Annotated in this window: 29 protein-coding genes; 12 read left to right on the forward strand and 17 right to left on the reverse strand. The window is 49.3% G+C overall.

What is annotated here, in order from left to right; translation table 11 throughout:
- Nucleotides 1-61: 61 nt before the first annotated feature.
- A complete protein-coding gene (locus AR688_RS04510; protein ID WP_068231184.1) occupies nucleotides 62-646 on the reverse strand; it encodes an acyl carrier protein phosphodiesterase in 585 nt (194 codons plus the stop codon).
- Nucleotides 647-800: 154 nt separating this feature from the next.
- On the opposite strand from AR688_RS04510, the gene AR688_RS04515 reads away from it, so the two are divergent.
- The 3 genes from AR688_RS04515 to AR688_RS04525 are packed head-to-tail and all read left to right on the forward strand — an operon-like array spanning nucleotide 801 to nucleotide 1,940.
- Nucleotides 801-1,106 (forward strand): hypothetical protein, encoded by a 306-nt coding sequence (locus tag AR688_RS04515; protein WP_068229703.1) that lies wholly within the window; start codon nucleotides 801-803, stop codon nucleotides 1,104-1,106.
- Nucleotides 1,107-1,134: 28 nt separating this feature from the next.
- Nucleotides 1,135-1,653 (forward strand): hypothetical protein, encoded by a 519-nt coding sequence (locus AR688_RS04520; RefSeq protein WP_068229706.1) that lies wholly within the window; start codon nucleotides 1,135-1,137, stop codon nucleotides 1,651-1,653.
- Nucleotides 1,650-1,940 carry a hypothetical protein gene (locus tag AR688_RS04525; protein ID WP_068229712.1) on the forward strand — a complete coding sequence of 97 codons (291 nt, stop codon included), beginning with the start codon at nucleotides 1,650-1,652 and terminating at the stop codon, nucleotides 1,938-1,940. Before AR688_RS04520 ends, AR688_RS04525 begins: the two co-directional genes overlap by 4 nt.
- A 2-nt stretch (nucleotides 1,941-1,942) precedes the next feature.
- Here AR688_RS04525 and AR688_RS04530 read toward each other — a convergent pair whose 3' ends face one another.
- Together AR688_RS04530 and AR688_RS04535 are read right to left on the reverse strand one after the other, a co-directional pair.
- Complete coding sequence (locus AR688_RS04530; protein ID WP_068231187.1) at nucleotides 1,943-2,281, reverse strand: MGMT family protein; 339 nt, start codon at nucleotides 2,279-2,281, stop codon at nucleotides 1,943-1,945.
- A 44-nt stretch (nucleotides 2,282-2,325) separates the two neighbouring features.
- A complete protein-coding gene (locus AR688_RS04535; RefSeq protein ID WP_068229718.1) occupies nucleotides 2,326-2,739 on the reverse strand; it encodes a YccF domain-containing protein in 414 nt (137 codons plus the stop codon).
- A 160-nt stretch (nucleotides 2,740-2,899) separates the two neighbouring features.
- Between AR688_RS04535 and AR688_RS04540 the strand changes: the two genes are divergently transcribed.
- On the forward strand, nucleotides 2,900-3,487 hold the full coding sequence (locus AR688_RS04540; protein ID WP_068229723.1) for an HAD family hydrolase: 588 nt from the start codon (nucleotides 2,900-2,902) through the stop codon (nucleotides 3,485-3,487).
- A 104-nt stretch (nucleotides 3,488-3,591) separates the two neighbouring features.
- The gene (locus tag AR688_RS04545) at nucleotides 3,592-4,581 is read left to right on the forward strand and encodes a GGDEF domain-containing protein (protein WP_068229725.1); all 990 of its coding nucleotides are present in this window, start codon (nucleotides 3,592-3,594) and stop codon (nucleotides 4,579-4,581) included.
- Here the strand turns inward: AR688_RS04545 and AR688_RS04550 are convergent.
- Both AR688_RS04550 and hemH read right to left on the reverse strand, forming a co-directional pair.
- Nucleotides 4,578-7,643, reverse strand: coding sequence for a transglycosylase domain-containing protein (locus AR688_RS04550; protein ID WP_068229728.1), 3,066 nt, complete (start codon nucleotides 7,641-7,643; stop codon nucleotides 4,578-4,580). The genes AR688_RS04545 and AR688_RS04550 overlap by 4 nt on opposite strands.
- 9 nt (nucleotides 7,644-7,652) lie before the next feature.
- Complete coding sequence (gene hemH / locus AR688_RS04555; protein WP_068229731.1) at nucleotides 7,653-8,738, reverse strand: ferrochelatase; 1,086 nt, start codon at nucleotides 8,736-8,738, stop codon at nucleotides 7,653-7,655.
- Between the two features lie 191 nt (nucleotides 8,739-8,929).
- On the opposite strand from hemH, the gene AR688_RS04560 reads away from it, so the two are divergent.
- Nucleotides 8,930-9,376 (forward strand): hypothetical protein, encoded by a 447-nt coding sequence (locus tag AR688_RS04560; RefSeq protein ID WP_068229735.1) that lies wholly within the window; start codon nucleotides 8,930-8,932, stop codon nucleotides 9,374-9,376.
- Nucleotides 9,369-10,460, forward strand: a complete 1,092-nt coding sequence (locus AR688_RS04565; RefSeq protein ID WP_068229738.1) for a PQQ-dependent sugar dehydrogenase — start codon at nucleotides 9,369-9,371, stop codon at nucleotides 10,458-10,460. Before AR688_RS04560 ends, AR688_RS04565 begins: the two co-directional genes overlap by 8 nt.
- 61 nt (nucleotides 10,461-10,521) lie before the next feature.
- Here AR688_RS04565 and AR688_RS04570 read toward each other — a convergent pair whose 3' ends face one another.
- The 8 genes from AR688_RS04570 to AR688_RS20120 all read right to left on the reverse strand — a co-directional run bounded on the left by AR688_RS04570 (nucleotide 10,522) and on the right by AR688_RS20120 (nucleotide 18,255).
- The gene (locus AR688_RS04570; protein ID WP_068229741.1) at nucleotides 10,522-11,016 is read right to left on the reverse strand and encodes an FKBP-type peptidyl-prolyl cis-trans isomerase; all 495 of its coding nucleotides are present in this window, start codon (nucleotides 11,014-11,016) and stop codon (nucleotides 10,522-10,524) included.
- A 126-nt stretch (nucleotides 11,017-11,142) separates the two neighbouring features.
- A complete protein-coding gene (gene trpA, locus AR688_RS04575; RefSeq protein ID WP_068229744.1) occupies nucleotides 11,143-11,943 on the reverse strand; it encodes a tryptophan synthase subunit alpha in 801 nt (266 codons plus the stop codon).
- On the reverse strand, nucleotides 11,940-13,130 hold the full coding sequence (gene trpB, locus AR688_RS04580; RefSeq protein ID WP_068229747.1) for a tryptophan synthase subunit beta: 1,191 nt from the start codon (nucleotides 13,128-13,130) through the stop codon (nucleotides 11,940-11,942). Before trpB ends, trpA begins: the two co-directional genes overlap by 4 nt.
- Entirely contained in the window at nucleotides 13,123-14,514 is a 1,392-nt protein-coding gene (gene trpCF / locus AR688_RS04585; RefSeq protein WP_082694673.1) for a bifunctional indole-3-glycerol-phosphate synthase TrpC/phosphoribosylanthranilate isomerase TrpF, read from the reverse strand. Before trpCF ends, trpB begins: the two co-directional genes overlap by 8 nt.
- Nucleotides 14,507-15,544 (reverse strand): anthranilate phosphoribosyltransferase, encoded by a 1,038-nt coding sequence (gene trpD, locus AR688_RS04590; RefSeq protein WP_068229749.1) that lies wholly within the window; start codon nucleotides 15,542-15,544, stop codon nucleotides 14,507-14,509. The genes trpCF and trpD overlap by 8 nt, the downstream gene beginning before the upstream one ends.
- Before the next feature lie 2 nt (nucleotides 15,545-15,546).
- The gene (locus AR688_RS04595; protein ID WP_068229752.1) at nucleotides 15,547-16,131 is read right to left on the reverse strand and encodes an aminodeoxychorismate/anthranilate synthase component II; all 585 of its coding nucleotides are present in this window, start codon (nucleotides 16,129-16,131) and stop codon (nucleotides 15,547-15,549) included.
- The gene (locus tag AR688_RS04600; protein ID WP_068229755.1) at nucleotides 16,131-17,744 is read right to left on the reverse strand and encodes an anthranilate synthase component 1; all 1,614 of its coding nucleotides are present in this window, start codon (nucleotides 17,742-17,744) and stop codon (nucleotides 16,131-16,133) included. Before AR688_RS04600 ends, AR688_RS04595 begins: the two co-directional genes overlap by 1 nt.
- A gap of 334 nt (nucleotides 17,745-18,078) precedes the next feature.
- Entirely contained in the window at nucleotides 18,079-18,255 is a 177-nt protein-coding gene (locus tag AR688_RS20120) for a DUF6435 family protein (protein ID WP_156420204.1), read from the reverse strand.
- Nucleotides 18,256-18,373: 118 nt separating this feature from the next.
- Here AR688_RS20120 and rnm point away from each other — a divergent pair, with 118 nt between their 5' ends.
- Genes rnm through rluB form a run of 5 tightly spaced genes read left to right on the forward strand, consistent with a single transcriptional unit; the run spans nucleotide 18,374 to nucleotide 22,323 of the window.
- Entirely contained in the window at nucleotides 18,374-19,231 is an 858-nt protein-coding gene (rnm, locus tag AR688_RS04605) for an RNase RNM (RefSeq protein WP_068229757.1), read from the forward strand.
- Between the two features lie 29 nt (nucleotides 19,232-19,260).
- A complete protein-coding gene (locus tag AR688_RS04610; protein ID WP_068229759.1) occupies nucleotides 19,261-19,881 on the forward strand; it encodes an L-threonylcarbamoyladenylate synthase in 621 nt (206 codons plus the stop codon).
- 23 nt (nucleotides 19,882-19,904) lie between these two features.
- Entirely contained in the window at nucleotides 19,905-20,729 is an 825-nt protein-coding gene (locus AR688_RS04615; protein ID WP_068231193.1) for a segregation and condensation protein A, read from the forward strand.
- The gene (gene scpB, locus AR688_RS04620) at nucleotides 20,729-21,313 is read left to right on the forward strand and encodes an SMC-Scp complex subunit ScpB (protein WP_068229762.1); all 585 of its coding nucleotides are present in this window, start codon (nucleotides 20,729-20,731) and stop codon (nucleotides 21,311-21,313) included. The genes AR688_RS04615 and scpB overlap by 1 nt, the downstream gene beginning before the upstream one ends.
- The gene (gene rluB, locus AR688_RS04625; RefSeq protein ID WP_068229764.1) at nucleotides 21,313-22,323 is read left to right on the forward strand and encodes a 23S rRNA pseudouridine(2605) synthase RluB; all 1,011 of its coding nucleotides are present in this window, start codon (nucleotides 21,313-21,315) and stop codon (nucleotides 22,321-22,323) included. Before scpB ends, rluB begins: the two co-directional genes overlap by 1 nt.
- Nucleotides 22,324-22,416: 93 nt before the next feature.
- Here rluB and AR688_RS04630 read toward each other — a convergent pair whose 3' ends face one another.
- The 4 genes from AR688_RS04630 to AR688_RS04645 form a co-directional block, all read right to left on the reverse strand.
- A complete protein-coding gene (locus AR688_RS04630; protein ID WP_068229765.1) occupies nucleotides 22,417-22,743 on the reverse strand; it encodes a Bor/Iss family lipoprotein in 327 nt (108 codons plus the stop codon).
- Between the two features lie 13 nt (nucleotides 22,744-22,756).
- Complete coding sequence (locus AR688_RS04635) at nucleotides 22,757-23,044, reverse strand: Bor family protein (RefSeq protein WP_068229770.1); 288 nt, start codon at nucleotides 23,042-23,044, stop codon at nucleotides 22,757-22,759.
- Between the two features lie 140 nt (nucleotides 23,045-23,184).
- Nucleotides 23,185-23,994: an SDR family NAD(P)-dependent oxidoreductase gene (locus tag AR688_RS04640; RefSeq protein WP_068229773.1), complete on the reverse strand. Its 810-nt coding sequence runs from the start codon at nucleotides 23,992-23,994 to the stop codon at nucleotides 23,185-23,187.
- A gap of 46 nt (nucleotides 23,995-24,040) precedes the next feature.
- Nucleotides 24,041-24,805 carry a hypothetical protein gene (locus AR688_RS04645; RefSeq protein WP_068229776.1) on the reverse strand — a complete coding sequence of 255 codons (765 nt, stop codon included), beginning with the start codon at nucleotides 24,803-24,805 and terminating at the stop codon, nucleotides 24,041-24,043.
- Nucleotides 24,806-24,824: the final 19 nt, after the last annotated feature.

Consider the following 24,824-nt stretch of genomic DNA (forward strand, 5'->3'; position numbering starts at 1 on the left):
CTAATGGCGGGATAAATCTGTTGGAATAACATCAAACGTATTTGTGGCGTGGCGTTATTGCTCAGGCTTCAAGCGCCAATTGCTGTATATGTTGCTGCAACTGCGGATAAAAATGTAAAAAGCCTTGTTCCATTGCGCTATATTGCGGCTTAATTTCGTCAATAATGCCGGCGAATTGATGTGCAAACCTTATTCGGCTGGCAATACGGTCTAATGCCATTCCTAACTGCGGCAGTTGCTGGTAGCTACTGAACCAGTCATGCGTACGCACACTGCGCATTGTGTTTGCCATAACGACAGGCATTAACGGTTCAGCAGCGGCTAAATCAACATAAAGTTGTTGTTTGTAATCGGCGAAGGTTGTGCTGTAAAACTGTTGCCAATGCCTTATAAGAAAGTGATCAAATAACACGTCCAGTGCAATACCGGCAAAGCGGCGCCGGGTGGGAGAGAACAGGGTTTTTAGTTGCCTGACTTGCGGATGCTGATCAGTAAAACTGTCTGTAGCCCGGTGGTTAAGTAAACCTGCCCGGATATCCGGGTGCAAAGTGTCCAGCGGCATACCTTTACAAAAATCACCAAGCAAATTCCCGGTAAGTGAATAAAGATTGGGTTTTGCTAATACAGCATGGGCAAGATAATTCACTTTCATCCTTATATAAGCCGGATAATTACTTAAGGTTACATCTTTGGCGTAAATATCACTTTTTTGTCAAATAAATGGCTGTAAATTTGCTGGAGTTCTTTTGCTATGGATCTTAGTATGGGGTTGAGATACAACTCAATACAAGAGGTAGAGCATGTCAGTAAATAATATCAGCAATAACAACACCGCCCAGTTGCAGTTATATACTCAGGAAAAAGCAGCCACGGCCGCGTTAAAACAACAAAATACTCAGGCTGCAGCGTCTCCTGCCGTAAAAACAACCGATTCAGTGCAAATTAGCGAGCAAGCAAAAGCATTGCTGGCGAAAGAAGCAGTCACAACACTTGGTAATGGTGAGGGTATTGAGCCACCTAACACGGTTGCAGGTAACGGTGAGGGCATTGAACCACCCGTTACAGTTTCTGGCAATGGTGAAGGTATAGAGCCGCCCAACACGTGATTCTAATTAACCTTATGGAGGGGGCACTATGAGCTGGGACACTGTTGAGACAATATTATTTGATCTTGGTAAGCTGGTATTTGTGGCATATTTTTTATTATTTGTTCTTTCAGTGTTTATTGAGCGAAAAGTATCGTCTTTAGTTATCTCACTGATGGTTTTAGCTGTTGCAAATGGAGCAATGACTGCTTTAACTCCGTTGCTCTATCAATTAGCCAGTTTGCCTGGTGTGTTCTATAAGTTTCTGTGGTACGGCGTGTTTATCTTTTTCGATTGTATAGCAATATTCTTACTTTATAAATTTCACAATTTATTGAGACAGAACGTCAGCAGTATTGCAAATATTGTCGGCGTTGCATTTTTGGCTTTAGCGTCAATCCAGACAATTAGATTTTTTGATCGCTTTGTCAGTAATACTGACATTTTCCAGGTACTTTACCAGTACGGCATCCCGATTATTAACGTTATCTTAGTACCTGTAATAGTTGCGCTGTGGGTTGCGAATGTGAAAACTAAGAGTAAAAATATAAGGTTGGCTGTGGGATGAATTGGTTATACTTTTTTATTCTTATAATCATCAACTTCTTTGCGTTTTTTGCTTACCGTAAATTGTTATTACTGCGTTCAATAAGTCAGATTCAGGCTGAGGTTGAGCTGGAAATGCATAGCCGGGCGCATAAACTGCTGGTGCAACGTGATCAACTTGAAGTCGGTTTAGTTAAAGATGCAGCAGATGAAGCTGATGAAAAATGGAAAGGCGATTTAGCTGAATACATGGAAGAGTTTGAGCAGGAAGCCTTACTGCGTTCAAAGAAACGGCTAAACCGGGTTTAATATTAGTACTGCAGGTTAAATAGTAATTCTGCCAATTCAGGCTGCCAGATATCGTTCTTACTTACCCTGTTCTGTTTTATCAATACACCTTCTGCCAGTAAATGCTGGCGTTGCTCTTCGGCTGTTGCTGAGCCTTGTGGAAACGCTAGGCTGCGATCACTACGCAGTACTCTATACCAGGGTACTGCGAGTTCGGTTGGGGCATGTCCCAATGCTTTACCTACTAACCTGGCGCGGCCGGGGAGGCCTGCCAAATCTGCTATCTGGCCATAACTGGCTACTTTTCCGGCTGGAATTTGCTTTACCGTTTGCCAGATGCGCTGATAGTGGTGTTTTGCCATATAAGTTATGCCCATTTGTCGCTACGTGTATCCGTGCTTTAGCATCAGATGGCGTGGCGTGCTACAACCGTTTTGCCAATAGGCGCCAGCGATAGCATGGCCAGTTTTAAATGCTGTATGCCAAAAGGTATGCCGATAATACTGACAAAGCATACCAGCGCGTGGCCAAGGTGGCCGATAGCCAGCCAGATACCAAAAAACAAAAACCAGATAATATTGCCAAGTATACCCATGGTACCGGTACCTATATCGTCATAGCGGTTAATATAGCGCCGGTTTACTGCATCCTGACCAAAGGGCCAAAACGCCATTTCGCCAATAACAAAGCAGCTGCGACCAAAGGGAATACCAATAATACTGATAAAACACAGCAGGCCTGCCAGCCACCATAATAAACCCATGACAAAACCACCCAGCACAAACCACAGTATATTAAACAGTAACCTCAAAATACTCATTTTTTCTTCCTTATGATGTAGTGATATGATTATTCAGGCAGAAAGTGTGCCAAAGCTAATGCATTTAAAAACAATGGCATAAGTTTAGACGAAAGCAGCCAAAAGATGGATTTCACTAACTTTTGACCAAAATGACTAATATGGGATAAGGAGCTTCGGCTTGCAGCTACAACATATAAAAGCAGTAGTGTTTGACCTTGACGGCACGCTGGTTGACTCCGCTTTAGATTTTGCCGCTATGTGCGACGATATCGGCTGGCCGCATGGCACACCTTTACTGGAAACATTGGCTCAGGTGGCTGACCCGGCTGAATGCAGCAGAATTGAGCAGATTATCTGCCAGCATGAGCTAAACGGTGCCAGACAAGCCTGCTGGATGCCTGGCGCTGAAGAGTGCTTACAGGCACTGATAAAAGCGGGTATACCGCTGGCGCTACTGACACGAAATATGCGCGCAGCAACTCAGTTAACGTTACAACGGTTGCAGATCCCTATTCAGCATGTGCTGACACGGGAAGACTGCGCGGCAAAGCCTGATCCGGCCGGTTTGTTGCGTTTTGCTGCTGAATTGCAGTTGCCTGTACAGCAGATGATTTATGTTGGTGATTATATTTTTGATATTCAAACTGCTGCCAACGCAGGTATGGCCTCTTGCTTATATCTGAATCAATATAACCAGCATTTTGCTGCTCAGGCAGATTGGAGTTTCAATCATTTTAATCAGTTAAGCGCAGCATTGTTGCGCTAGCTGCAAGGTAGCGCCGTTAGGTGATTTTGCTTTCTGGTTAGTGAATAAGCTACGATGCTTCTATATTAATAAGAAATAATTTAGCACGGACGGGGATACAAGCGGTGTTGGAGCGTTTAAAAAGCGATTTTTATCTGGCTATGTTAACTCTGGTCGGGGCTATGATTGTGCTGTGTGTCACACCTTATGGCCTGTATCGTCTGTATACCGGCAATATTGTCGTCGGCATTGCAGATTTACTGATGGTAACCTGCTCCATTATCGCTACCCGTGTGGCCTGGCGTAGCGGCGATACGGTAAAGCCCGGCCTGTTTATGGCGGTAGTGTTTTGTATTGGTGCTGTGCTGGTATGCATTAATTTGGGTGTCGATGGCCTGTTTTGGGTCTATCCGTTTTTGGTGTTTATATTCTTTCTGGTGTCTCCGCTTAAAGCCTTTGTGTTATTAGTTGCTATGTTACTGGCCTTGCTAAGTTATGCTTTTTTGCGTCCAGGCAGTGTTTTTGACAGCCAGTTCCAGATGATGTCTTTTATGGTAACGACAACCATTTCCAGCGTGTTTGCTTTTATTTTTGCTTATCGGGCTCAGGTACAACGGCAGGAATTAAAACGACTTGCAACAACCGACAGCTTAACGGGGGCGTCAAACCGGCGTACGTTAAATGATCAACTTGCGGTTGCCATTTATGAGTTTACTAAAAGTGGCCGGCAGTACGGGCTTATTTTGCTCGACTTGGATCATTTTAAACAAATTAATGATAACCATGGGCATAAGGTTGGCGATCAAAAACTGATTGAGCTAATCCCCGTGCTGCAATCTATGTTGCGCTCACATGACCAGGTATTCCGGTTCGGTGGTGAAGAGTTTGTTGTGCTGGTGGCAGATACCAAGCCGGCAGATCTTAACAGATTGGCAGAGAAACTGCGGGCCGGCGTTGAGCAGTGCATGATGTTGCCAGATGGCTCGCACCTGACCACTTCTATAGGCGTGGCCCAGTTACAACCGGGAGAGGATTGGGAAGCCTGGTTACACCGTGCGGATATGGCGTTGTACCAGGCTAAACATCTTGGCCGAAATCAGGTTGTTACCGGCTAATTACACCAACCAGCTTCTGTCAGATAGGGCACCAGAACCGGTGCCATACTGTTCATTACCTGCAACGGTAAGGCTGAAGTAAAGCTAAACTGCTCAGCATCGGCGTCGGGCACATAAGCGGTAAGTACACCAAAATGCTGATACCCCAGATAAAACGCAAAAGTTGCAGTGCGGTTTAGTGCTTTTGAGCTGACATGCTGGCCTCTGGCATTTAGCTGCACCAGACGGTTATCACCGGTGCCGGTTTTGCCACCTATGGCCAGTTTGGCATCGGCATAAGCGGGTTGTAAACGCCGGGCTGTGCCGTCGGTTGCAACTTGCTGCAATACGGTTCTGACCGCAGCCGCTACTTCCACGTCCAACACTTGCTGGGCCTGTGGTAAAGGTCGCTCGAAATGGGTCTGATATGGCGTGTCGGTGGCAAATGCCAGCTTGTCTATCCGGATGGTGGGTACCCGCTTACCATTATTGATAATAATACCTATCAGCTCCGCAAGTGCAGCCGGTCTGTCACCAGAGCTGCCCAGCGCTGTCGCCAGTGAAGGCACCAGATAGTCAAACGGGTAACCCAGGCGCTGCCAGCGCTGATGTAAATCCCAGAATGCCTCAATTTCCAGCATGTTACGGATGCGATTATCCCGTGCGCTGCGAAAGCGGGTTTTAAACAGCCACTGATACACTTCCTGCCGTGTAGCACTGCTATCGGCAATGGCATCTTGCAAACTAGCATCAGGTGTTTGCTGCAGGTAAGCCAGCAACCATAATTCAAGCGGGTGGCTTCTGGATAAATATGCCCGATCCGGCAAATTAAAGGCATCCGGCTGATATTTATCATAGAGTTTTGGCCAGTTGCCTTTTTCGCTGGCAGCAAATTGTTGTTGCATCAGTTCGCTAAACTGCGCCAGAGTGCTGTTCGGGTTGATATATAAGTAGGCCACCGCCAGCCGCTCCGGAGTTTGCCTGCTGCTGGCAATATACAGCTGTAAACGTTGCTCAGCGTTACTATCTTTATATTTTTGCCAGAAACGGCGCAAAAAGGTAGTGCCTTCGCGGTCGGCGAACCGGCGCAGATACTGCTCACGGCGCGGATTATCATCGTCTGCCAGCAGTTGGTAACTGCTATTTTCGCCATGATAAATGCTGTAATTCACCATATCTTGCAACAAGCGTACAAAAGGCAGGTTAATAGATTGCTGCAGTGATTCGGCAATAGTAGGGTTAAGTTTGTCTTCTTCCTTGCGAAAATTGTTAAAGGTGTGCAAGCCGCCACCGGTATAAAAGCTTTCTCTTGGGTTGGCGCTGTACTGGCGTTGCAGCGCTGCCTGTAGCATGGTGTCAAGGCTAGCCCCGGGGTGCTCACTTAAATAACTAACTGCCCAGTTGGTCAGGTTATCCTGGGGCGCTAAATCAAGAAAACGTAATGTTTCGGCGCTTTCTTCGGCATAAAGCCGGTGCAGCTCTGCCACTATTTGCAAATAGCTCACCAGTACGCGCAGTTTGGCAGTTGAGCCCAACTCCAGTTTACTGGAGTCGTTCATATCAAAGGGTTGATCAGTGTTGTCTGTTTGCACCCGCACTTTATTACCGTTATCGGTGCTTTGATATAGCGTAAAGCTGTACCGCACTTTGCTTTGCTGGCCGGGCGATAGCAAGCGATCTGCAAACAGACCTGCCTGTTCAGCACTATTGTAGTTATTTAGCTGATGCAAGTGCTGGCTGATGCTGCGTTGCAGCTCGTTATGAATGGTGGTTTGGCTGCTTAGGTCCAGCCGGTCAAGCTGGTACAGGCTTTGGTTCAGTAACTGGCTAAGCCGGCTACGTACCATAGTGGTGGCTTTAAAGTCTGTGCCGGGTAAAGCAGCCGGAGCGGCCTTGCCATTAAAGCTCAGCTTTTGTTGTATGGCTTTAGTGGCAAGTTCGGCAGGTACTATGCCCTGTTGCTGCATCAAATTAAGATAGCGGGTGCTTAGCTGATCCAGATCGGCACGGCCTTTTAGCAAATAATAAGATGGCCGACGCTGGGCAATAATTAACGCCATTACCTGCTTAAGTGCCAGGCCTTGAGCATCGGTGTAGGGACCGTCCTGGCGCAGCAGCTGATTAACCTGTTTGGGCTCTGCACCAAACCAGGCATAGAGCCCTTCGGCCATACCGTGTACTTCACCATAACTTGCTGTTGCTGCCAGCGGCACAGTATTAATGTAGTCCAGTACGATACGCTGCCTGGCTTGGCGGGTATCTAACCCTGCCTGATAAGCACGGACACTGGCGGATACCAGTTGGCGAAATTTATCAGCAACATCTGATGTAAGGCCTTGGGGGCTATGGCGATATTTTTCTAATTGGGTCGCCAGAGTACTGCCACCTGCAGCCGCCGCAGGAATGCCAGCTGCACGCTGCAGCTGTGACCATACCGCAGCACCTAGCCGTGGTAAGTTTAATACCGGATTTGCCCGGGGGTGCTCGGGTGTCAGTAAGGTTCTGTCTTCAACAAACAGCAAGCTTTTTACCAGTATTGGCGCCATTTCCTGCAAGGTTGCAAATTGCATGGCAGGGGCTTGGGCCTGATACAGCTGTTCTTGCTTGCAGCCGTTAATGATCAGGCCGGTTTGGCTTTTTTCATTATACGGCGGGTAAAAACCATAGTCGGTGTAGCGTCTTAAGCTGTCAGAAAACTGGCTTTGCTGGCTGATATGGAAGCCGGTTTGCTGCAGTTTTTCATGCCACTGTGGCAGCTTACTGTAGCCAAAGCGCTGGTCAAAAGGCCCTGCCTGAGCATAGCGTATTTGTTCTGACGGGCCAGAAACCACCTGGTAGCTTAGTTTGCCCGCCAGCCAGTGCCAAAACGTAGATTGGTAAAAATGGTTGCGGCTTTCCTGATAAGCCGCCACACCCAGCAATATAATGGCCAATAACAATAACCAGCGGGTTAAACGCAATGGCGGCTGCTGTGGGGCAACATAGGGCGTTTCCCGCACATTATCAAACTTCATTCTGTTTAGCAGCGGTGGTGCATTTAATGTTGGTTCAGTCCGCGTTTTATTACCGTTGCTGGTGCTCATACAAGCAGTTTAGTCTCCGTATTTTTCTGATTTGAGGCTACTGGCGCGCAATGCCCGTTGTGGATCTGCGCTAACCTGCCAGCCATGCAGGTTGTCTTTAATTAGCTGACACAGCGCGTTAATATGTTGCGGCCCGGCATTTAGCGCCTCGATGTATTCGTACCGCTGGCCTCCGGCATGCAAAAAGTATTCTTTGTTTTCTTCGCCAATTTCTTCAATGGTTTCCAGGCAATCTGCCGAAAAGCCCGGGCAAAAAATTTGCACACTTTTTACGCCTTGTGCCGGTAGCGCTTTTAATGTTTCATCGGTGTAAGGCTTGAGCCATTCTTCACGGCCAAAGCGTGACTGAAAGGTGGTCATATACTGATCTTTGTTCAGACCCAGTTGCTCAGCAATTAAGCGCGAGGTTTTATAGCATTCACAGTGATAGGGATCGCCATTAAATAGATAGCGTTTCGGGATGCCATGATAAGACAAAATCAGTTTATCGGCCTGGCCATTTTGCTGCCAATGGCGACGAATTTTGTCGGCAGCGGCGGCAATAAAGGGCGCGTAATCCGGATAATGTGACACAAAGCGCAAATCGGGCAACCAGCGGCGGCGCATAAAGTTACGTGCCAGCTCATCAAAGGTAGATGCTGAAGTAGAAGCCGAGTATTGCGGGTACAGCGGCAGCACAATCAGTTTGCGCACGCCTTGGGCAAACATTTTATCTAATACCGAATCAAAACCTGGGTTGCCATAACGCATGGCGAACTCAACCACAACATCGTTCAGGCCATCTTGTTTAAGTTGTGCCGCAACGGCATCGCGCTGTGCCTGAGTATGAAACAGCAGCGGCGAGCCTTGTTCGGTAAATACGGTAGCATAAGCTTTGGCTGAGCGGCGCGGCCGGAACTGCAAAATAACGCCGTTTAATATCAGCCACCACAGCAGGCGCGGCACTTCTACTACGCGGGGGTCAGATAAAAACTGCTTTAAATAGCGTTTCAGTGCTTTGGGTGTGGGTTCGTCCGGGGTACCAAGGTTGGTTAACAGTATGCCGATTTTATCGCTTTGCTGATGATCGAAGTTAGGGGTATTGATATAACGCATAACAGGATAGCTGCTCTTTTGGCTGAAGGAACTGACATTACGCCAATTCGACGTTAACAGTTTACCTGATTAAAGGCATGAGCCGATTTTAGCAGCTTCTGCGCCCTATAAGTAAGCTGAAGGTAAAATTAATCTTGTTACCTTGGTGTTGACAAGGTAGCCTCAAACTGGTGTTAGAAAAGGGAAATATAATGATATCTGTGCGTTGGCATCCGGTGGGCTACCTGTTGCTGGCTGTATTGCTGACAACTGTGCTGGCTTGCATTACACAAAGTGGTTTTAACCTGGCGGCTATAGCTGCGCTTACCGGTGGTGTAGCGGCCGGTGATATTGCGGCCACAATCTGGTTTGACTTAACCCACTTTAGCTTAACTTACACACCTATAGCTCTGGTTAACCTGCTGGCAGTAGCTGTTTTACTGCATTTTTTACCGCTACTGCGGCGTTACTGGCTGGCGGCAGGGCTGGGCGCAGTGTTGCTGCTCGTTATGTTACTGATTATCAATGCCTTAGCGCCTATGCCTACGCTTATTGCAGCAACCCGCAGCAGCGCCGGTACTATCAGCATGTTGCTGTGCAGCAGTGCCGGTAGCTTGTGCTATTTGTGGCTACTAAAACGGAGAAAGTTTTATGCTTAAGTTTGCTATTTTACTGGCGTTACTTTTTGCCGTACCTGTACTAAATGCTGCCCAGCCTTATCAGCTAAAAGTGTTAGCTGATAACCTGAATTACCCCTGGGCGCTGGTATTTTTGCCCGATGGCGATATGCTGCTTACCGAGCGCAGCGGCACAGTAAAACGCCTGGCGGCGGATGGCAGTGAACGTTTTAGCATTCAACCGGCCTTGCCCGAGCTAATGCAGGCATCACAGGCTGGGTTGCAAGATGTAATACTGGCCCCGGATTTTGCGGCTAATAATCAGATCCTGCTCAGCTATGCCTGTGGCACATTAAAAGCTAACAACACCTGCCTTGCCAGCGCTGAACTGACTGCCAGTGGCCTTAACAACATTAAGCGTATTTTTCAGGCTCAGCCACTAAAAAGCGGTGCGGCACACTTTGGCGGCCGTATTGCCTTTTTGCCCGATAACAGCCTGGTATTAACCCTTGGCGACGGATTTGACTATCGTGAGCAAGCACAAAACCCGGCTAATCATTTGGGTAAAATTGTGCGGTTAAATACCGATGGTTCAGTACCGCAAGATAACCCTTTTGTGAATAAACCTGGTTATGCGGCTGAAATATACAGCCTGGGGCATCGTAATGTGCAGGGCATTTTTTATGATGCGCCAAGCCAGACACTTTATAGCCACGAGCATGGCCCGCGCGGTGGTGATGAGTTAAATATTATTAGCGCCGGGGCAAATTATGGCTGGCCGGTAGCCACCAAAGGCATAGATTATACCGGCGCCAGGGTATCACCTTATACCGCTTTCAGTGGCATGCAGGCACCTGTTTGGGGCTGGACACCGTCTATCGCCCCGGCGGGCATGACGTTATATCGTGGTGAGTTATTCCCGCAGTGGCAGTGCAATATTTTTGTTGCCGCGCTGGCAGCAAAAAGCGTGTACCGGCTGCAAATAGAAAACCAGCAGGTAGTGCATGAACAGGTGCTGTTTAGTGAGCTGAAGCAACGTATTCGTGATGTACGCAGCGGGCCGGATGGAGCGTTGTATTTACTGACCGACAGTGACAAGGGCCAACTGATTAAGGTAACTCCTTAAAGTAACACCGGCAAACTAAGCGACAAAAGCTTAGCTGCCGGTTGTGCAGCAGGTATCAAGCTTAGTGGTGGTGATGGCCACCTTCACCATGGGCATGGCCATGGGCAATTTCTTCGCCGGTAGCTTCGCGCACTGATACTATCTCAACGGCGAATTTCAGCGCTTTGCCGGCCAGCGGGTGGTTGGTATCCACGTCGGCTTTAAACATGCCTACCTTAACAATGGTTACCTGGCGCTGACCGTGCTCGGTTTGCACTACTGCTGTCATACCTGGTTGCCATTTTTTTGCGCCCATCAGGTGTTTTACCTGCATACTTTGAATGGCATTTTCGTCGCGCTCGCCATAGGCTTCGGTTGGCGTCAGCGTAACTTCCAGCTTATCACCGGCCGCCTTGCCGTTTAATGCCTGTTCCAGTGCGGGCAGCATTTGCTCGTGGCCGTGCAGATACAGCAGCGGGTGGCTGCCGTTAGAGCTTTCAAGTTCAACACTGGCGCCATTGCTTACGTCGGTTAGGGTGTAATGAAACTGTACTACGCTGTTATCGCTGATTTGCATAAAAGGGGTCCGCTTAGCATAAAGCCGCTATTATCGGGTGTCGGGCAACAAAAATCGACAGCTTTAATAAAAAAACACGCCACAGCAAGCGGTGGCGTGTTTGTTAGTGTAAGGGATGGGGCGGTATCAGGTAGCGGCTTTCATGTTGCTGACAAACTGTTTTAGTTGCGCCAGTAAGGTGGCCGGTTCGTTTTGATGCTGCTCAATCAGCTTAACAATGGCCGAGCCCGAGATAGCACCGGCGGCACCGCTTTGAATCGCATCTTTAACATGCGCCGGGGTAGAAATACCAAAGCCCAGTAGTGGCGGCGCCGGGTTATAGCTGCGAATACGGGCAATCAGTTCGCTGGTTGGCATGGTGGCCACGGTTTCAGCACCGGTTACACCGGCGCGGCTTAGCAGGTAAGTGTAGCCGCGGCCATAAGAGGCAATCTGGCGCAGGTCATCATCATCCACATTTGGCGGCACAATAAAAATCGGTGCTATATCATGCTTAACGGCACTTTGGCGGAACAGCTTGCTCTCGTGCAGCGGCACATCGGCAATTAATACGGAATCCACGCCGGCTGCAGCTGCTTTGGCATAAAAATCATCAATGCCACGCGCCATAACTAAATTGGAATACAACAACAAACCAATCGGAATGGTGGCGTGATAGGCACGAATTTTATGGATAATATCAAAACTGATGGCCGGGGTTACGCCCGCCGCAAGGGCGCGGATATTGGCGCCCTGAATCGTCGGGCCATCGGCTATCGGGTCGGAAAATGGAATACCCAGCTCCAGGGCATCGGCACCGGCGTCTATCAGGGTTTTAATGATCTCAAACGATAACTCTGCGGTGGGGTCGCCGACAGTCACAAAAGGCACAAAAGCACCGCGGCCTTCGCTGCTTAAGCGGTTAAACATCTGCTGATAGCGCTTCATAGGCTGCCTCCTGCTAATACGCTGTGTACGTGGGCTAAGTCTTTATCGCCACGGCCGGATAAGTTCACCAGCAATACCGTTGGCTCTGTCGCCTGTGCCGCCAGTTTCAGCGCATAAGCCAGCGCGTGCGAGCTTTCCAAAGCCGGAATAATACCTTCACTTTTGGCCAGTTGCTGGAATGCGGCTAAGGCTTCATCGTCATTTATTGCCACGTATTCGGCGCGACCGGTTTGCTGTAAATGTGTATGCTGCGGGCCAACAGCCGGGTAGTCGAGGCCAGCCGAGATTGAATAGGATTCTTCAATCTGGCCGTCAGTGGTTTGCATAATTGCGGTATAGGCACCGTGCAAAATGCCATAGCTGCCGGTAGACAGCGCTGCGCCGTGCTGATGGGTGTTAATGCCTTTACCGCCGGGTTCCACGCCAATCAGTTTTACGCCTTCCTCGGCAATGAAATCAGCGAACATACCAATGGCATTAGAGCCACCGCCAACACAGGCGATCACTGCATCAGGCAATTTACCTTCGGCTTTCAAAATTTGTTGCTTGGCTTCTTCGCCAATCATCTTCTGAAAATCCCGCACTATGGTCGGAAACGGATGCGGGCCGGCAGCAGTACCCAGCATATAGTGGGTGGTATCATAGGTTGCCGACCAGTCGCGCATCGCTTCGTTTACCGCATCTTTTAAGGTGCCGCTGCCACTGGTCACCGGAATAACGGTCGCGCCCATCAGTTTCATGCGAAACACATTCGGTTGCTGGCGCTCGATATCTTTAGCGCCCATATATATGCGGCACTTCAGCCCCAGTAGCGCACAGGCTAATGCCGTGGCGACACCATGCTGGCCGGCACCGGTTTCGGCGATCACTTCTTTTTTGCCCATGCGTTTGGTCAGCAGAGCCTGGCCCAATACCTGATTGGTTTTGTGCGCGCCGCCGTGCAGTAAGTCTTCGCGTTTTAAGTAAATTTTTACCAACGGATTCGGCGAAATATTGCGACACAGCGTCAGCGGCGTCGGCCGGCCAGCGTATTCAGTTAACAGCTGTTGAAACTCGGCATGAAAGGCAGGGTCTTCTAAGGCATCGACATAGGCTTGTTCCAGTTGTTTTAATGCCGGTACCAATAGTTGCGGCACAAACATGCCGCCATACTGGCCAAAGTAAGGATTAAGCTTTAGCTCACTCATAGTGAAACTCCCGTAATTGTGAAAAGGCTGAGCGGATTTTTGCAGCATCTTTGATGCCAGGCGCAGTTTCCAGCCCTGAATTGAAATCGAGCCCGGCTACCGGCAATCTGGCGGCAGCAAGACAGTTATCGCTGTTTAAGCCGCCGGCCAGCATAATCGGCTGAGCGGCTTTTTGTTCAGTTAATAAAGCCCAGTTAAAGCTGATACCGCTGCCGCCATGCTGTGTAGGATGATAAGCATCGAGCAAAATACGATCAGCAAGAGCGGTAAATGCAGGCAGCGCCTCTTTTACCCGGTAGGCTTTCCAAATCTGGCAATCCGCTAGCAACAGCGGTTTTAGCGCCGCGATATAGCTGTCATCTTCCTCACCATGTAATTGCACGGCGCTAAGCGCTAAGCTATGCGCCAGCTTAGCCACCTCAGTAGCTTCTGCATTAACAAACACGCCGACATAATTCAGAGGCGCAGCTTGTTGCACTAACGCGGCTTGCTCAGGCGTAACGTTGCGCGCTGATGGCGGATAAAAAATTAAGCCGCCATAATAAGCACCGGCTGCATAAGCGGCGGCTGCATCTTCCTGCCGTGTTAAGCCACAGATTTTATGCTCGCCCAGCACCAGTTTGCGCGTAGCTGCAGTTAAATCAGCTTGCGCCATTAATGAGCTGCCAACTAAAAACGCATCGGCCACCCTGGCTAAATGCCGCACCTGCTGGTTAGTGTAAATACCGGACTCTGATACTACCGTTCTGCCCGCTGGGATCAGTTTGGCCAGATTAAAGCTGGTATCTAAGTTAGTGCTTAAGTCACGTAAATCGCGGTTATTAATGCCGATAAGCTCAGCATTAAGCGCGACAGCGCGCAGGGTTTCTTCCTCGTTACTGACTTCGGTCAGCACTGTCATATTAAGCTCTGCGGCTGTAGCTGCAAGCTGGCGATACTCCTCGTCATTCAACACTGACAGCATTAACAACACCGCATCGGCGCCGCAGTGGCGGCCTAAATAAACTTGGTAACTGTCAATAATAAAGTCTTTATGCAGCAGCGGTTTGTCTACCAGGCTACGCATAGTGCGCAAATACTCATACTTGCCCTGAAAGAACTTTTCATCGGTAAGTACGGAAATACAATCGGCGTACTGGCCATATACCTGTGCTAATTGCTGCAGGTTAAAATCAGCGCGAATAAGGCCTTTTGATGGGGAGGCTTTTTTACACTCCAGAATAAAACGCGGGCCTTGTTGTTTAAGTGCCGCCAGAAAGTCACGTTCAGTGGGTTTTACGTCGTTGATAAAAGCGGCCAGCGGTTGCTGCTGTTTAAGTTGCACCACTTCGCTGCGCTTATGCTCAATAATTTTTGCCAGTACATTCGGCATCTGCTCAGCCATGTGCCGGCTCCTTGATTTGGCTTAGTTGTTTAAATTGCGACAGGGTAGAAAAAGCCTTATTGCTGCTTAATAGTTCCAGCACCGCTTGGGTGTTTATTTTTAAATCATCGCCCATGCCGGCAATTTTTAGCATTGCCGCCACATTTATCGCCACTGCCGCTTTATGGGCGTATTGGCCTTCGCCCTGCAAAATGGCCAGCGTAGCGGCAGCGTTTTCGGCCGGCTCGCCACCGGCCAGTGCTGACAACGGAGTAAGTGCCACGCCAAAGTCATCCGGTGTCAGGCTAAACTCGTTTAGCTTGCCGTCTTTCAGCTCACACACGTAGGTTGTGCCGTGCAGTGCCACCTCGTCACAACCACTACCATGCACCACCCATGCGCGTTTTACGCCAAGTTGCTGCAGTGCCTGCGCCATCACGCGGCACAGTTTCGCATCGTAAACGCCCAGCAGCTGATAATCCGGTGCAGCCGGGTTTACCAGCGGACCTAACAGGTTAAACAGCGTACGGCTTTTTAGCGCATTGCGCACCGGCATCGCATGTTTAATACCGGCATGGTATTGCGGTGCAAATAAGAAGCTGCAGTTAGCTTGCTCAAGGGCATATGCGGCTTGCTGTGGCGGCATTTGAATATTAACACCCAATTGCTCTAACAGATCAGCTGAGCCAGAGCGTGATGACACGCTGCGGTTACCGTGTTTTACCACTTTTAAGCCCATAGCCGCGCCAACAATCGCCGCTGTGGTAGAAATATTAATGGTATTGCTGCCATCACCACCGGTGCCGCAGCAGTCGATACTGCCGGCAAGCGACTGTGGGAATTTTGTGGCTGCTGAGCGCAATGCGCTGGCGGCACCGGCAATTTCATCGGCAGTTTCGCCGCGCATTTTCAGTGCGACCAACAGCGCCGTCAGGTGAACCGGCTCAACGCCGCCTTTTACCACTGCGCTAAAAAACTGCTCGGCCTGGCTGAAACTCAGTGGCAGGCCACTCAGGCTGTGCTGTACTGCCGCTAATATCGGATCTGTCATTTTCAGCCTCGCAATAAATAATCAATGCTGTGTTTTAACAAGGGTTTACCCAGCGTGGTTAAGATAGACTCGGGGTGAAACTGAAACCCCAGCATGCGTTTGTCCTCGTTAATTACCGCCATCGGAATATGCCGGTCATTGGCCAGTAAGGTTAAGGCGTTGGGCATTTCGGTGGCCATTAACGAGTGATAGCGTGCCACCAGAAACGGATTAGGTAGTTCGGCAAATAACGGATGGTCATGCAGCGTTATCGCGGCAGTTTTGCCATGTACGGTTTCACCGGCGCGGCCGACCACACCGCCAAAATGTTCCACTATTGCCTGATGGCCTAAACATATGCCCAGTACCGGAAATTGTGCTTCACACAGTTTTAGCAGTGCCGGCATAGAGCCGGCCTGGCCAGGGCTGCCCGGGCCAGGCGAAAGTACCAGTAACACCGGTTCTGCTTCGCTTTGCATTTGCCGGTAAATATAGTCAGCTGGTACGGTGTTGCGATACAGCTTTACCGTGTAGCCCAGTTGGGCAAATTCATCGACCAGGTTGTAGGTAAAGGAGTCGATATTGTCGAGTAAATAAATAACGGCCATCAGTTACTCCTCGCTGCACTGTTATGCGCTGATACTATGGTGCAGCTATGCGCTGATACTATGGCGTTGATTACCGCCTGGGCTTTGCTGCGGGTTTCATCGGCTTCCGCCTGCGCTATCGAATCAAATACCACGCCTGCACCGGCCTGAATATAAGCCGTGTTATCTGCGACATAGGCCGAGCGGATCACAATGCAGCTGTCAAAATCACCGTTACCTGCTAAATAACCGACGGCGCCGCCATAGCTGCCACGGCGTTTGCCCTCGACACCACGAATAAGCTCAGCGGCTTTTACTTTGGGCGCGCCAACCAAGGTGCCCATATTCATGCAGGCCTGGTAGGCATGCAGCGCGTCAAGTTCAGGCTTTAAGGTGCCGACCACGCGGGAGACTAAGTGCATGACATAAGAGTAACGGTCTACTTTTAGCAGCTCTTTTACATAACGGCTGCCGGGCACGCTGATACGGGCTACATCGTTACGGGCTAAATCGACCAGCATTAAATGCTCGGCTTTTTCTTTCTCATCCTGGCGCAGTTCCAGCTCAATGCGGCTGTCCAGGTCGCGATCTATGCTACCGTCGCTTTTAAAACCACGCCGCCGCGTACCGGCAATAGGGTAAATTTCTACCTGACGGCTTTTAGCATCAAACTTAAGCGCCGACTCGGGCGAAGCGCCAAATAAGGTAAAGGCGGTATCTGTTAAGTAAAACATATAAGGGCTGGGGTTTTGCTGCTTTAACCGGGCATAGGCCGCCAGCGGATCCGGGCAGGGCAGGCGAAAACAGCGTGAGGGCACTATCTGAAAAATATCACCAGCAACAATATGCTGTTTTAGTTTTTCCACTTGCGCGACAAAATCGGCATCGCTGATATCGACCTGCACCTCAGTATTTATTGCCGCCGCAGGCGTGGTAGCAACAGCGGGAGTTTGCAGCAACTGCTTTAGTTGCTCCAGTCGTTTACCAATAACAAAGCAGTTGGCTGGCGCTTGCTCACCACAAAACACGTTGCCGACCAGCCGGCTCTGGCCGCTTTGGTGATCCAGCACTAACAGCGTTTCTGCCAGATAAAACACATAATCCGGGCATTGGTTTTCCGCTGTTGGCACTTCTGGCAACTGCTCAACGGTGGCCACCATGTCATAGCCGATTACACCGCCTAAAAATACCGCGAATGGCTCATCGCTTTGGCACTTAAGCTCAGATTGCAAGGTACGCAGCACACTAAAAGGGTTAGCAGCTAACAGCCGCTCACTCTCTTCGAGCAATAATGCCGGCCGCTGATACGTAATACGCAGTTGGTCTTTAGTTTGCTCAACCGTTGCATTAGTGCTGAGTTTATCCGCCAGATAGGGTAATAAAACAGCGCCATTGTTGCTAACGGCTTTAACCACTACCGTTTGGTCGTTGCATTCTATCCGCAGCGCCGCATCAACCAGCAGCAGGCTTTTTAAGTTATCTTTGCTGTCTATCTCGGCTGATTCTAACAACAACGAATACGGGCTTTGTGCCGTAAGCTGCCGGTAGCACGACAGCGCATCGCTGTGGTACGGCAACTGCATGGCGATACTGGCGACTTCACCCGGCGTATCGGTGATATGGCTAAAAATCATGTTTTACTTTTTCCTTATGATTCATAAATTTAGTCAAACAATTTTTTATTCAGCCGGTTCACACAGTTTTGCAGGCACATAAAAAAAGCCCGCTTCTTGTGGAAACGGGCTTCGGTAATTAAAGCTAATACAACGCCTACACACGCCCGTTGGGAATGTGCCACCACCAGTTAGTCAGGTTAAGGGTTGTGATAAATTGCATTAGCTTTAGTAACCTCGTTTGTTATGCCACACATAAAACCGCAAAACGGTAGCTGGCGTCAAGTGCTTATTTGTTATAACACAGAATTAAAAACGTATAAGCGGCCGGATGGCCGCAGTTTTTAACGCTGTGTTAGTTAACCGTTTTTTCCAGTTGTTGAATTTTCTGCCAAATATCCTCGCTTTCGGCAGTTAAATCAGCATATAAGCGCATATCGCCGTTGCGCTGAGCATGCATTGCCTGCTCCAGTTTTTGATCATAGGCTTTACGCAGTTTTTTTACCGGATCCGATTTTAACCAGCCAAACATAATATTTCCGTTTATTTGACAACACGCCATCACTTACGCCGGGCCTGCGAACTAAGTTCAGTTTATTTTGTGATATATCGCTGCTGTGAGACAATAGCCAGCTTATATTGAGGTGCCGATGAAAATTGATTTACACAGCCATACCCTGTGCTCTGACGGTGTATTATCGCCTGCCGAATTGGTAGTGCGTGCAGTGGAGAAGGGCGTGGATGCGCTGGCCATTACCGACCATGATACGGTGGCCGGTTTAGCTGCGGCACAACACGCTATTACGCAGCTGCAATTACCGCTGCAACTGATAAACGGTGTGGAAATTTCTACCGCCTGGCAGCAACTGGAAATTCATATCGTGGGCTTAAATATCAACCCAGATTGCCCACAGTTTTTACAGCGCCTAGGCACGCAGCAGCAGGCAAGGTTAGTGCGCGCAGAGGAAATGGCGCGGCGTTTAGAGAAAAGCCAAATTCCTGACGTATTGCCGGCAGTGCTTGAGCTGGCTAACGGTGCGGCGTTAACCCGCACCCATTTTGCCCGCCATCTGGTCAGTATTGGCAAAGCCAGTTCGATGGATGGCGTATTTAAGAAGTACTTAGGCCGAGGCAAAATTGGCTATGTACCGAATAACTGGGTTGAAATGGCAGAGGCCATTGCATGGATCCACGATGCCGGCGGTGTGGCCGTACTGGCGCACCCGCTGAAATATAAGCTGACAACGAAATGGGTAAAGCGGCTGGCCGAACAGTTTGCCGCTGCCGGTGGTGATGCCATAGAGGTCATCTCGCCGCAGCAAACGCCGGTGCAAAAACGTGAACTGTGGGCACTGTGTCAGCTACATGGCTTAACGGCGTCGGTTGGCTCTGACTTTCATCAGGTCACAACTTGGAATGACATTGGAAAAAATCTATATTTAACCGACGATGTAATACCGGTTTGGGCTAACTGGCCACTGACAGCCGCAACTGTGCAGCCTGGCTAACCTAATAATTTACTGTAAGAAGAATAACAATGAGTCAATTTTTTCATATTCACCCGGAAACACCGCAGTTGCGTTTACTTAAACAAGCGGTGCAGATTATTCAGCAGGGCGGCGTGGTTATTTATCCCACTGACAGCGGCTATGCGCTGGGGTGTCACGTAGGTGATAAAAACGCTATGGAGCGTATTTTACAAATCCGGCAGGTAAATGTTGATCATAACTTTACGCTGTTATGCCGCGATTTATCCGAGTTATCAGTGTATGCCAAAGTAGAAAACAGCGCCTTTCGCTTAATTAAAAACAATACGCCCGGCGCTTATACTTTTATTTTGCGCGGCACCAAAGAAGTACCAAAACGTTTGTTAAACGAGAAAAAGAAAACCATTGGTCTGCGTATTCCGGAAAACAAAATTGCCCAGGCACTGTTGGAAGAATTAGGCGAGCCGTTACTTAGCACCAGTTTGATTTTGCCGGGTGAAGAATTTGCTGAAAGCGACCCGGAAGAAATGCGCGCCAGGCTGGAGAAACAGGTCGACCTGATTATGCACGGCGGCGTGATTGGTGAAGCGCCAACCACGGTAATAGATTTATCGGATGATGAACCGGTGATACTGCGCGAAGGCCGTGGCGACCCGGCTCCGTTTCGCTAAAATCGTTGCCAGAGCGCGCCAGCTTGACAGATCTGCTGCCAGATAGCTTAACCATACAACAGCCGTTGCCGCTGGCATTTGTACGTGGCGAGGCGGTGCTGGAGCGGCCGGAAGATTTATATATTCCGCCAGACGCGCTGGAAATTCTGCTTGATGCCTTTGAAGGCCCGCTGGATTTTCTGCTGTATTTAATCCGCAAGCATAAGTTTGATATTGTCGATTTACCGGTAAACGAAATTACCCTGCAGTATATGGAATACATAGACCTGATGCAGGGAATGAATTTTGAACTGGCGGCGGAATATTTAGTGATGGCAGCGATGCTGGCTGAGATTAAATCACGCTTATTGTTGCCGCGGCACAGTGAAGTAGAAGACGAAGAGGCCGATCCGCGCGCCGAGCTTATCCGCCGCTTGCAGGAATACGAAGTATTTAAGCAAGCCGCGACAGAGCTGGACAGCCTGCCACGCGATGAGCGTGATCATTTTACTGCCAATGCGGTGTTGGCAGATAACTTTGCGCCACTGCTGATTTTACCGGAGGTCGATTTAGCCGAGCTTACGCTGGCGTTAAAAGACATCGTAAAACGGGCGAAAGACTTTCAGCATCATCATATTAAGCGCGAGCATTTATCTACCCGTGAACGGATGAGCCGTATTCTGGATTTGCTTAGCCAACACAATGGCTATCTGGCGTTTTCCAGCTGTTTTGACGTAACAGAAGGCCGCGAAGGGGTTGTGGTTACCTTTTTAGCCATGCTGGAGCTGACCAAAGAAAAGCTGGTAGACATTATTCAGGTGGAAGCCTACGGCCAAATTCATGTCAAACTTAAAGCAGGTGAGGCATAATGGCCGGCAAAATTAATGACGTGCAGTTAATGCAGTTCGTAGAGGCCGCTATTTTTGCTGCTGATAAGCCACTTAACAGCGATGATTTACAAAGCACAGTGCTGGATGGCTTTAATGTCAGCAAAAAGCGTTTAGCTGATACTTTAGCGCGGTTGGTGCAGGATTATGCCGGGCGCGGTATTACCTTAAGTGAAACGGCATCAGGCTATCGTTTTATTACCAAACCGGAGCTGAGTGACTATTTAGCCAGGCTTTGGCCAGAGCGCTCGCCGCGTTATTCGCGTGCTGTGCTGGAAACCCTGGCGCTGATAGCCTACCGTCAACCGATAACCCGTGGTGAGATAGAAGATATCCGTGGCGTGTCGGTAAGCAGCCAGATTATGCGCACCTTACTCGATCGTAACTGGGTTAAGGTGGTCGGCCATAAAGAAGTACCGGGCCGGCCGGGTTTATACGCCACTACAAAAGAATTTTTAGATTACTTTGGTTTAAAACATTTAAACCAGTTACCCCCTTTGCCGGAATTTCAGGCCATTAGCCTGGATCTGGCTGACACCGTCGTGACGACAGGAGAAATGCACTAATGAGTGAAAAAATCGCAAGTGAAAAGCTACAAAAAGTATTGGCCCGCGCCGGCGTAGGCTCACGCCGCGAAATGGAAGAGTGGATAAGCGGCGGCAGGGTTACCGTAGATGGTAAACCGGCAACGTTAGGCGACCGTATCAGCCCCACCCAACAGGTGCGGGTAGACGGCCACCCGGTACAAATTGCCAGCGAAGCCGAGCAAATTTGCCGCGTACTGGCGTATCACAAGCCGGAAGGCGAAATTTGTTCGCGCACCGATCCGGAAGGTCGGCCGACTGTATTCTCGCGCCTGCCGAATATTAAAGGCGCACGCTGGATTGCCATTGGCCGTCTCGATATTAATACCTCAGGCTTACTGCTGTTTACCACTGACGGTGAACTGGCCAACCGCCTGATGCACCCCAAATTTGAAGTAGAGCGTGAATACGCCGTACGGGTATTTGGTGATGTGAACGATGCGATGATCCAGCGCCTGCGCACCGGCGTTGAGTTGGAAGACGGCAAAGCTAACTTCAAAAAAATCAAAGCTCTGCCAGGCGAAGGCATTAACCGCTGGTTCCATGTGGTACTAACTGAAGGCCGTAACCGTGAAGTGCGCCGGATGTGGGAATCGCAAGGTGCGGTAGTCAGCCGCCTTATTCGGGTGCGCTATGGCGATTTACTGCTGCCAAAACACTTACCTGCTGGTGGCTATGCCGAATACCCGCTGGAAGACGTAAACTACCTGCGCAAGTTAGTCAGCTTGGCGCCGGAAGTGGCAACGCTGGTTAAACCGGAAGACAGAGACGAACGCCGTCGCCGTATGGCCAGCATGAAGCGTGCCGTGCGCAAGCACGATATCGCCGCCAAAACACCGGAGCGTGCGCCAAAAGAGCGCAAACCAACCGAAGCCCGGCCAGCAAAACCGGATGGCGCCAAGCCAGCAGGGCGCAGAGGCCCGGCAGCACCGAAGGGCAAACCACAACGCCAGCCCAACGGCAAAAAGCCCAGCCGCGAAGGCAGAGGTTAATTCATAAACATCAAAATCAACAAGCTTTCCGACATGGAATGAGGAAACGCTTGTTGTTTGTTTAGTGTGAACCTGATAATTAATGTGGCAATATCAATTTGAGCTATTGTCAGTAGCTACAGCACAACTGATATCGACGGTCTGCGGATACCAGATTGGAGCGAAATAATTCGCTGGTACTGCTGCTAAAACATTGAGGAAGGATACTTCAGTTTTAACTGATTGCCAGCTATTTTGTGGACAAATCTCGACCAGATTCACTGGTTTACTACCTTCATACAAAGCAAAAACAAAATTGTGGTGCCATTGCTGGTGGGTTTTAGCTTCTGCTGTCGAAGCGGTATTTCGATCAAAATGTATCGTGCTACAGGCCATGATTACTAAACATGCGAAGCCTGTTAATCCTGCTTTTATATTCATAACTGACTCCTTGTTAGCACCAGACTTTGGCTGTATGTGGCAGATAAATCCCAAGGGTTACAACTCCCAGTAAACCGTCAGTAAAGGTTTGTTGAGTTTGCATTTGTGCAGGCTCTTCACCTTTACAAATAGTACTGACATCGACATGGTGCTCACCAATCAAGCCCCACAAATAGAAAGGTTTTGAATCTTTATAAGTTGGTTCAGAGGATAGTTTCGCCGTGTTTTGTGGATGAACTGTAACTGTTGAGCAAGCTGAAAGCATAGTAATCAGCATGCAGGCTGCAATAACTCTGAGCATCTACATTTCCTTCTATTATTAAGTATTCCTATTTTTGCAGTCTAAATAATAGGTGCTTTATTGTAAATGGGTTATTTATTAATATTTAATTTTATCTTTCCAAATTTTTGATGGTGGCCGTATAAGTATGTTGTTAGGTTTCACCGTACCTTACTTTTACGTATCATTTTATACAGCAGCTCCGGCGATAGCCTGGACGCCAGCGCGGCTAAGCGCTCTTTTAGGCCGCCTATCACAATATAGTTTTTACCTTTTAGCAGCGCTTTTACCGCTTGTCCGGCAAAGGCTTCTGCGCTCATGGCATTGGCCTGGGCGTCATCCATCTGGCCAAGAGCACTGCCATCGCCGGTTAGGGCATTGCGCGATACGTCGGTTTTAACAAAGCCTGGGAAGATAGTGGCCACAGTTAAGCCTTGTTGGAACATTTCGGCGCGCAGGCTATTGGCCCATAAATGCAGGGCTGCTTTGGCAGCAGAATAACTGCCGCGATATTGGGTGCCAACCAGGCCCGCAACCGACGACACAAATACCACCTTGCCACTGCCGTCGGTCAATAGCAGCGGTAATGCCTGACGGGTTAAATTAATCTGGGCAAAATAATCCACCTCAAACAGCTTGCGGTCGGTATCGCTTGTGGTATCTGTAATCAGTGCCCGCTGGCTGATGCCGGCATTATTAATTAACCAGTCCAGGCCGCCAATCTGCTGCTTTATGGTGTGAAGGGCTAAAGTAACGGCAGCACTGTCGGTAATATCCAGCGGCAGTAGCAAATGCTGAGTGCTATTAGCTAAGCTGGCGCGCACCCGTTCCAGCTCTGATTTTCGGCGGGCACTAAGAATAAGTCTGGCGCCGTCTGCTGCCAGCTCACGTGCCAGCGCCTCGCCAATACCACCGGAGGCGCCGGTGATCCAGATCACTTTATTTTGTACTGCGGCATTTTGTATCGTCATGTTGTGCGCTGTCCTGTGTTGGGCTAAGCAGGACATTAAGCCAGCTTCAATGCTGTTGTAAAGCCTTGTTGGGCAGCACTTTGTATTTGCGCTTGTAATAACCGGTAAGCAGGATCATGGCGGTTACACCAATAACGGGTGCCGCCAGCCAGCTAACCAGTTGCCATTGTTCGGGTAGCCATTGTGACAGCATACGGCGGCCACCTGCAGCAAAAAACGCGGTGTAAACAGCAATGCCGCTACCTACCATGCTACTAAAATGTTCAATAATCCAGGCACGCGGTTTTATTTCTTTTTTATAGACATAAAGGCTGATGGTGCTGGCGGTAACCAGGCTGACTACAGCAAAAATGACCAATAGCGGCATGCCCACTGTTATGCCCTGATACGCCACATACAATGCTGTCGGGAACAATACCAACACGGGGCCTTGATAAAACCAGCGGCGTAGCATACTGCGATCGGTTTTGGCATGCAGCACGCCAATAGCATGGCGTACGGTAACCCAGGTAAGTAAGCTTAGCAGAAGTAAAAACTGCGATAGCGGAATACGCCATACCAACATGCGTTCAATTTGCGCAGCGGTCATTTGCTTGCCGGCGGTGTAAATACCGACAGGGTCATATAAACCCATCAGACTCATTACTATGCCTGAGCCGGAAACAATAAGCATAAGATAATAAAACACTTTGCCAGCGTTAATATGCAGCTTACTGCCTTTACGGGCGATAACCGGCAGCCAGTATAGCAGCAAGGCAACGGCACCCAGCGCAATATGCAGATATAGCAGTGTGGTATGAATAAGTGACATGGTCATCCTCCTTGGTTGG

The organism is Rheinheimera sp. EpRS3 (genome assembly GCF_001513785.1).
Lineage (GTDB): Bacteria > Pseudomonadota > Gammaproteobacteria > Enterobacterales > Alteromonadaceae > Alishewanella.

Bases quoted from the DNA above. Each gene is read 5' to 3' on its own strand.
- AR688_RS04515 (WP_068229703.1), top strand. From the start codon at position 801: ATGTCAGTAAATAATATCAGCAATAACAACACCGCCCAGTTGCAGTTA.
- AR688_RS04520 (WP_068229706.1), top strand. From the start codon at position 1,135: ATGAGCTGGGACACTGTTGAGACAATATTATTTGATCTTGGTAAGCTG.
- AR688_RS04525 (WP_068229712.1), top strand. From the start codon at position 1,650: ATGAATTGGTTATACTTTTTTATTCTTATAATCATCAACTTCTTTGCG.
- AR688_RS04530 (WP_068231187.1), bottom strand. From the start codon at position 2,281: ATGGCAAAACACCACTATCAGCGCATCTGGCAAACGGTAAAGCAAATT.
- AR688_RS04535 (WP_068229718.1), bottom strand. From the start codon at position 2,739: ATGAGTATTTTGAGGTTACTGTTTAATATACTGTGGTTTGTGCTGGGT.
- AR688_RS04550 (WP_068229728.1), bottom strand. From the start codon at position 7,643: ATGAGCACCAGCAACGGTAATAAAACGCGGACTGAACCAACATTAAAT.
- hemH (WP_068229731.1), bottom strand. From the start codon at position 8,738: ATGCGTTATATCAATACCCCTAACTTCGATCATCAGCAAAGCGATAAA.
- AR688_RS04560 (WP_068229735.1), top strand. From the start codon at position 8,930: ATGATATCTGTGCGTTGGCATCCGGTGGGCTACCTGTTGCTGGCTGTA.
- AR688_RS04565 (WP_068229738.1), top strand. From the start codon at position 9,369: ATGCTTAAGTTTGCTATTTTACTGGCGTTACTTTTTGCCGTACCTGTA.
- AR688_RS04570 (WP_068229741.1), bottom strand. From the start codon at position 11,016: ATGCAAATCAGCGATAACAGCGTAGTACAGTTTCATTACACCCTAACC.
- trpA (WP_068229744.1), bottom strand. From the start codon at position 11,943: ATGAAGCGCTATCAGCAGATGTTTAACCGCTTAAGCAGCGAAGGCCGC.
- trpB (WP_068229747.1), bottom strand. From the start codon at position 13,130: ATGAGTGAGCTAAAGCTTAATCCTTACTTTGGCCAGTATGGCGGCATG.
- trpCF (WP_082694673.1), bottom strand. From the start codon at position 14,514: ATGGCTGAGCAGATGCCGAATGTACTGGCAAAAATTATTGAGCATAAG.
- trpD (WP_068229749.1), bottom strand. From the start codon at position 15,544: ATGACAGATCCGATATTAGCGGCAGTACAGCACAGCCTGAGTGGCCTG.
- AR688_RS04595 (WP_068229752.1), bottom strand. From the start codon at position 16,131: ATGGCCGTTATTTATTTACTCGACAATATCGACTCCTTTACCTACAAC.
- AR688_RS04600 (WP_068229755.1), bottom strand. From the start codon at position 17,744: ATGATTTTTAGCCATATCACCGATACGCCGGGTGAAGTCGCCAGTATC.
- AR688_RS20120 (WP_156420204.1), bottom strand. From the start codon at position 18,255: ATGTTTGGCTGGTTAAAATCGGATCCGGTAAAAAAACTGCGTAAAGCC.
- rnm (WP_068229757.1), top strand. From the start codon at position 18,374: ATGAAAATTGATTTACACAGCCATACCCTGTGCTCTGACGGTGTATTA.
- AR688_RS04610 (WP_068229759.1), top strand. From the start codon at position 19,261: ATGAGTCAATTTTTTCATATTCACCCGGAAACACCGCAGTTGCGTTTA.
- scpB (WP_068229762.1), top strand. From the start codon at position 20,729: ATGGCCGGCAAAATTAATGACGTGCAGTTAATGCAGTTCGTAGAGGCC.
- rluB (WP_068229764.1), top strand. From the start codon at position 21,313: ATGAGTGAAAAAATCGCAAGTGAAAAGCTACAAAAAGTATTGGCCCGC.
- AR688_RS04630 (WP_068229765.1), bottom strand. From the start codon at position 22,743: ATGAATATAAAAGCAGGATTAACAGGCTTCGCATGTTTAGTAATCATG.
- AR688_RS04635 (WP_068229770.1), bottom strand. From the start codon at position 23,044: ATGCTCAGAGTTATTGCAGCCTGCATGCTGATTACTATGCTTTCAGCT.
- AR688_RS04640 (WP_068229773.1), bottom strand. From the start codon at position 23,994: ATGACGATACAAAATGCCGCAGTACAAAATAAAGTGATCTGGATCACC.
- AR688_RS04645 (WP_068229776.1), bottom strand. From the start codon at position 24,805: ATGTCACTTATTCATACCACACTGCTATATCTGCATATTGCGCTGGGT.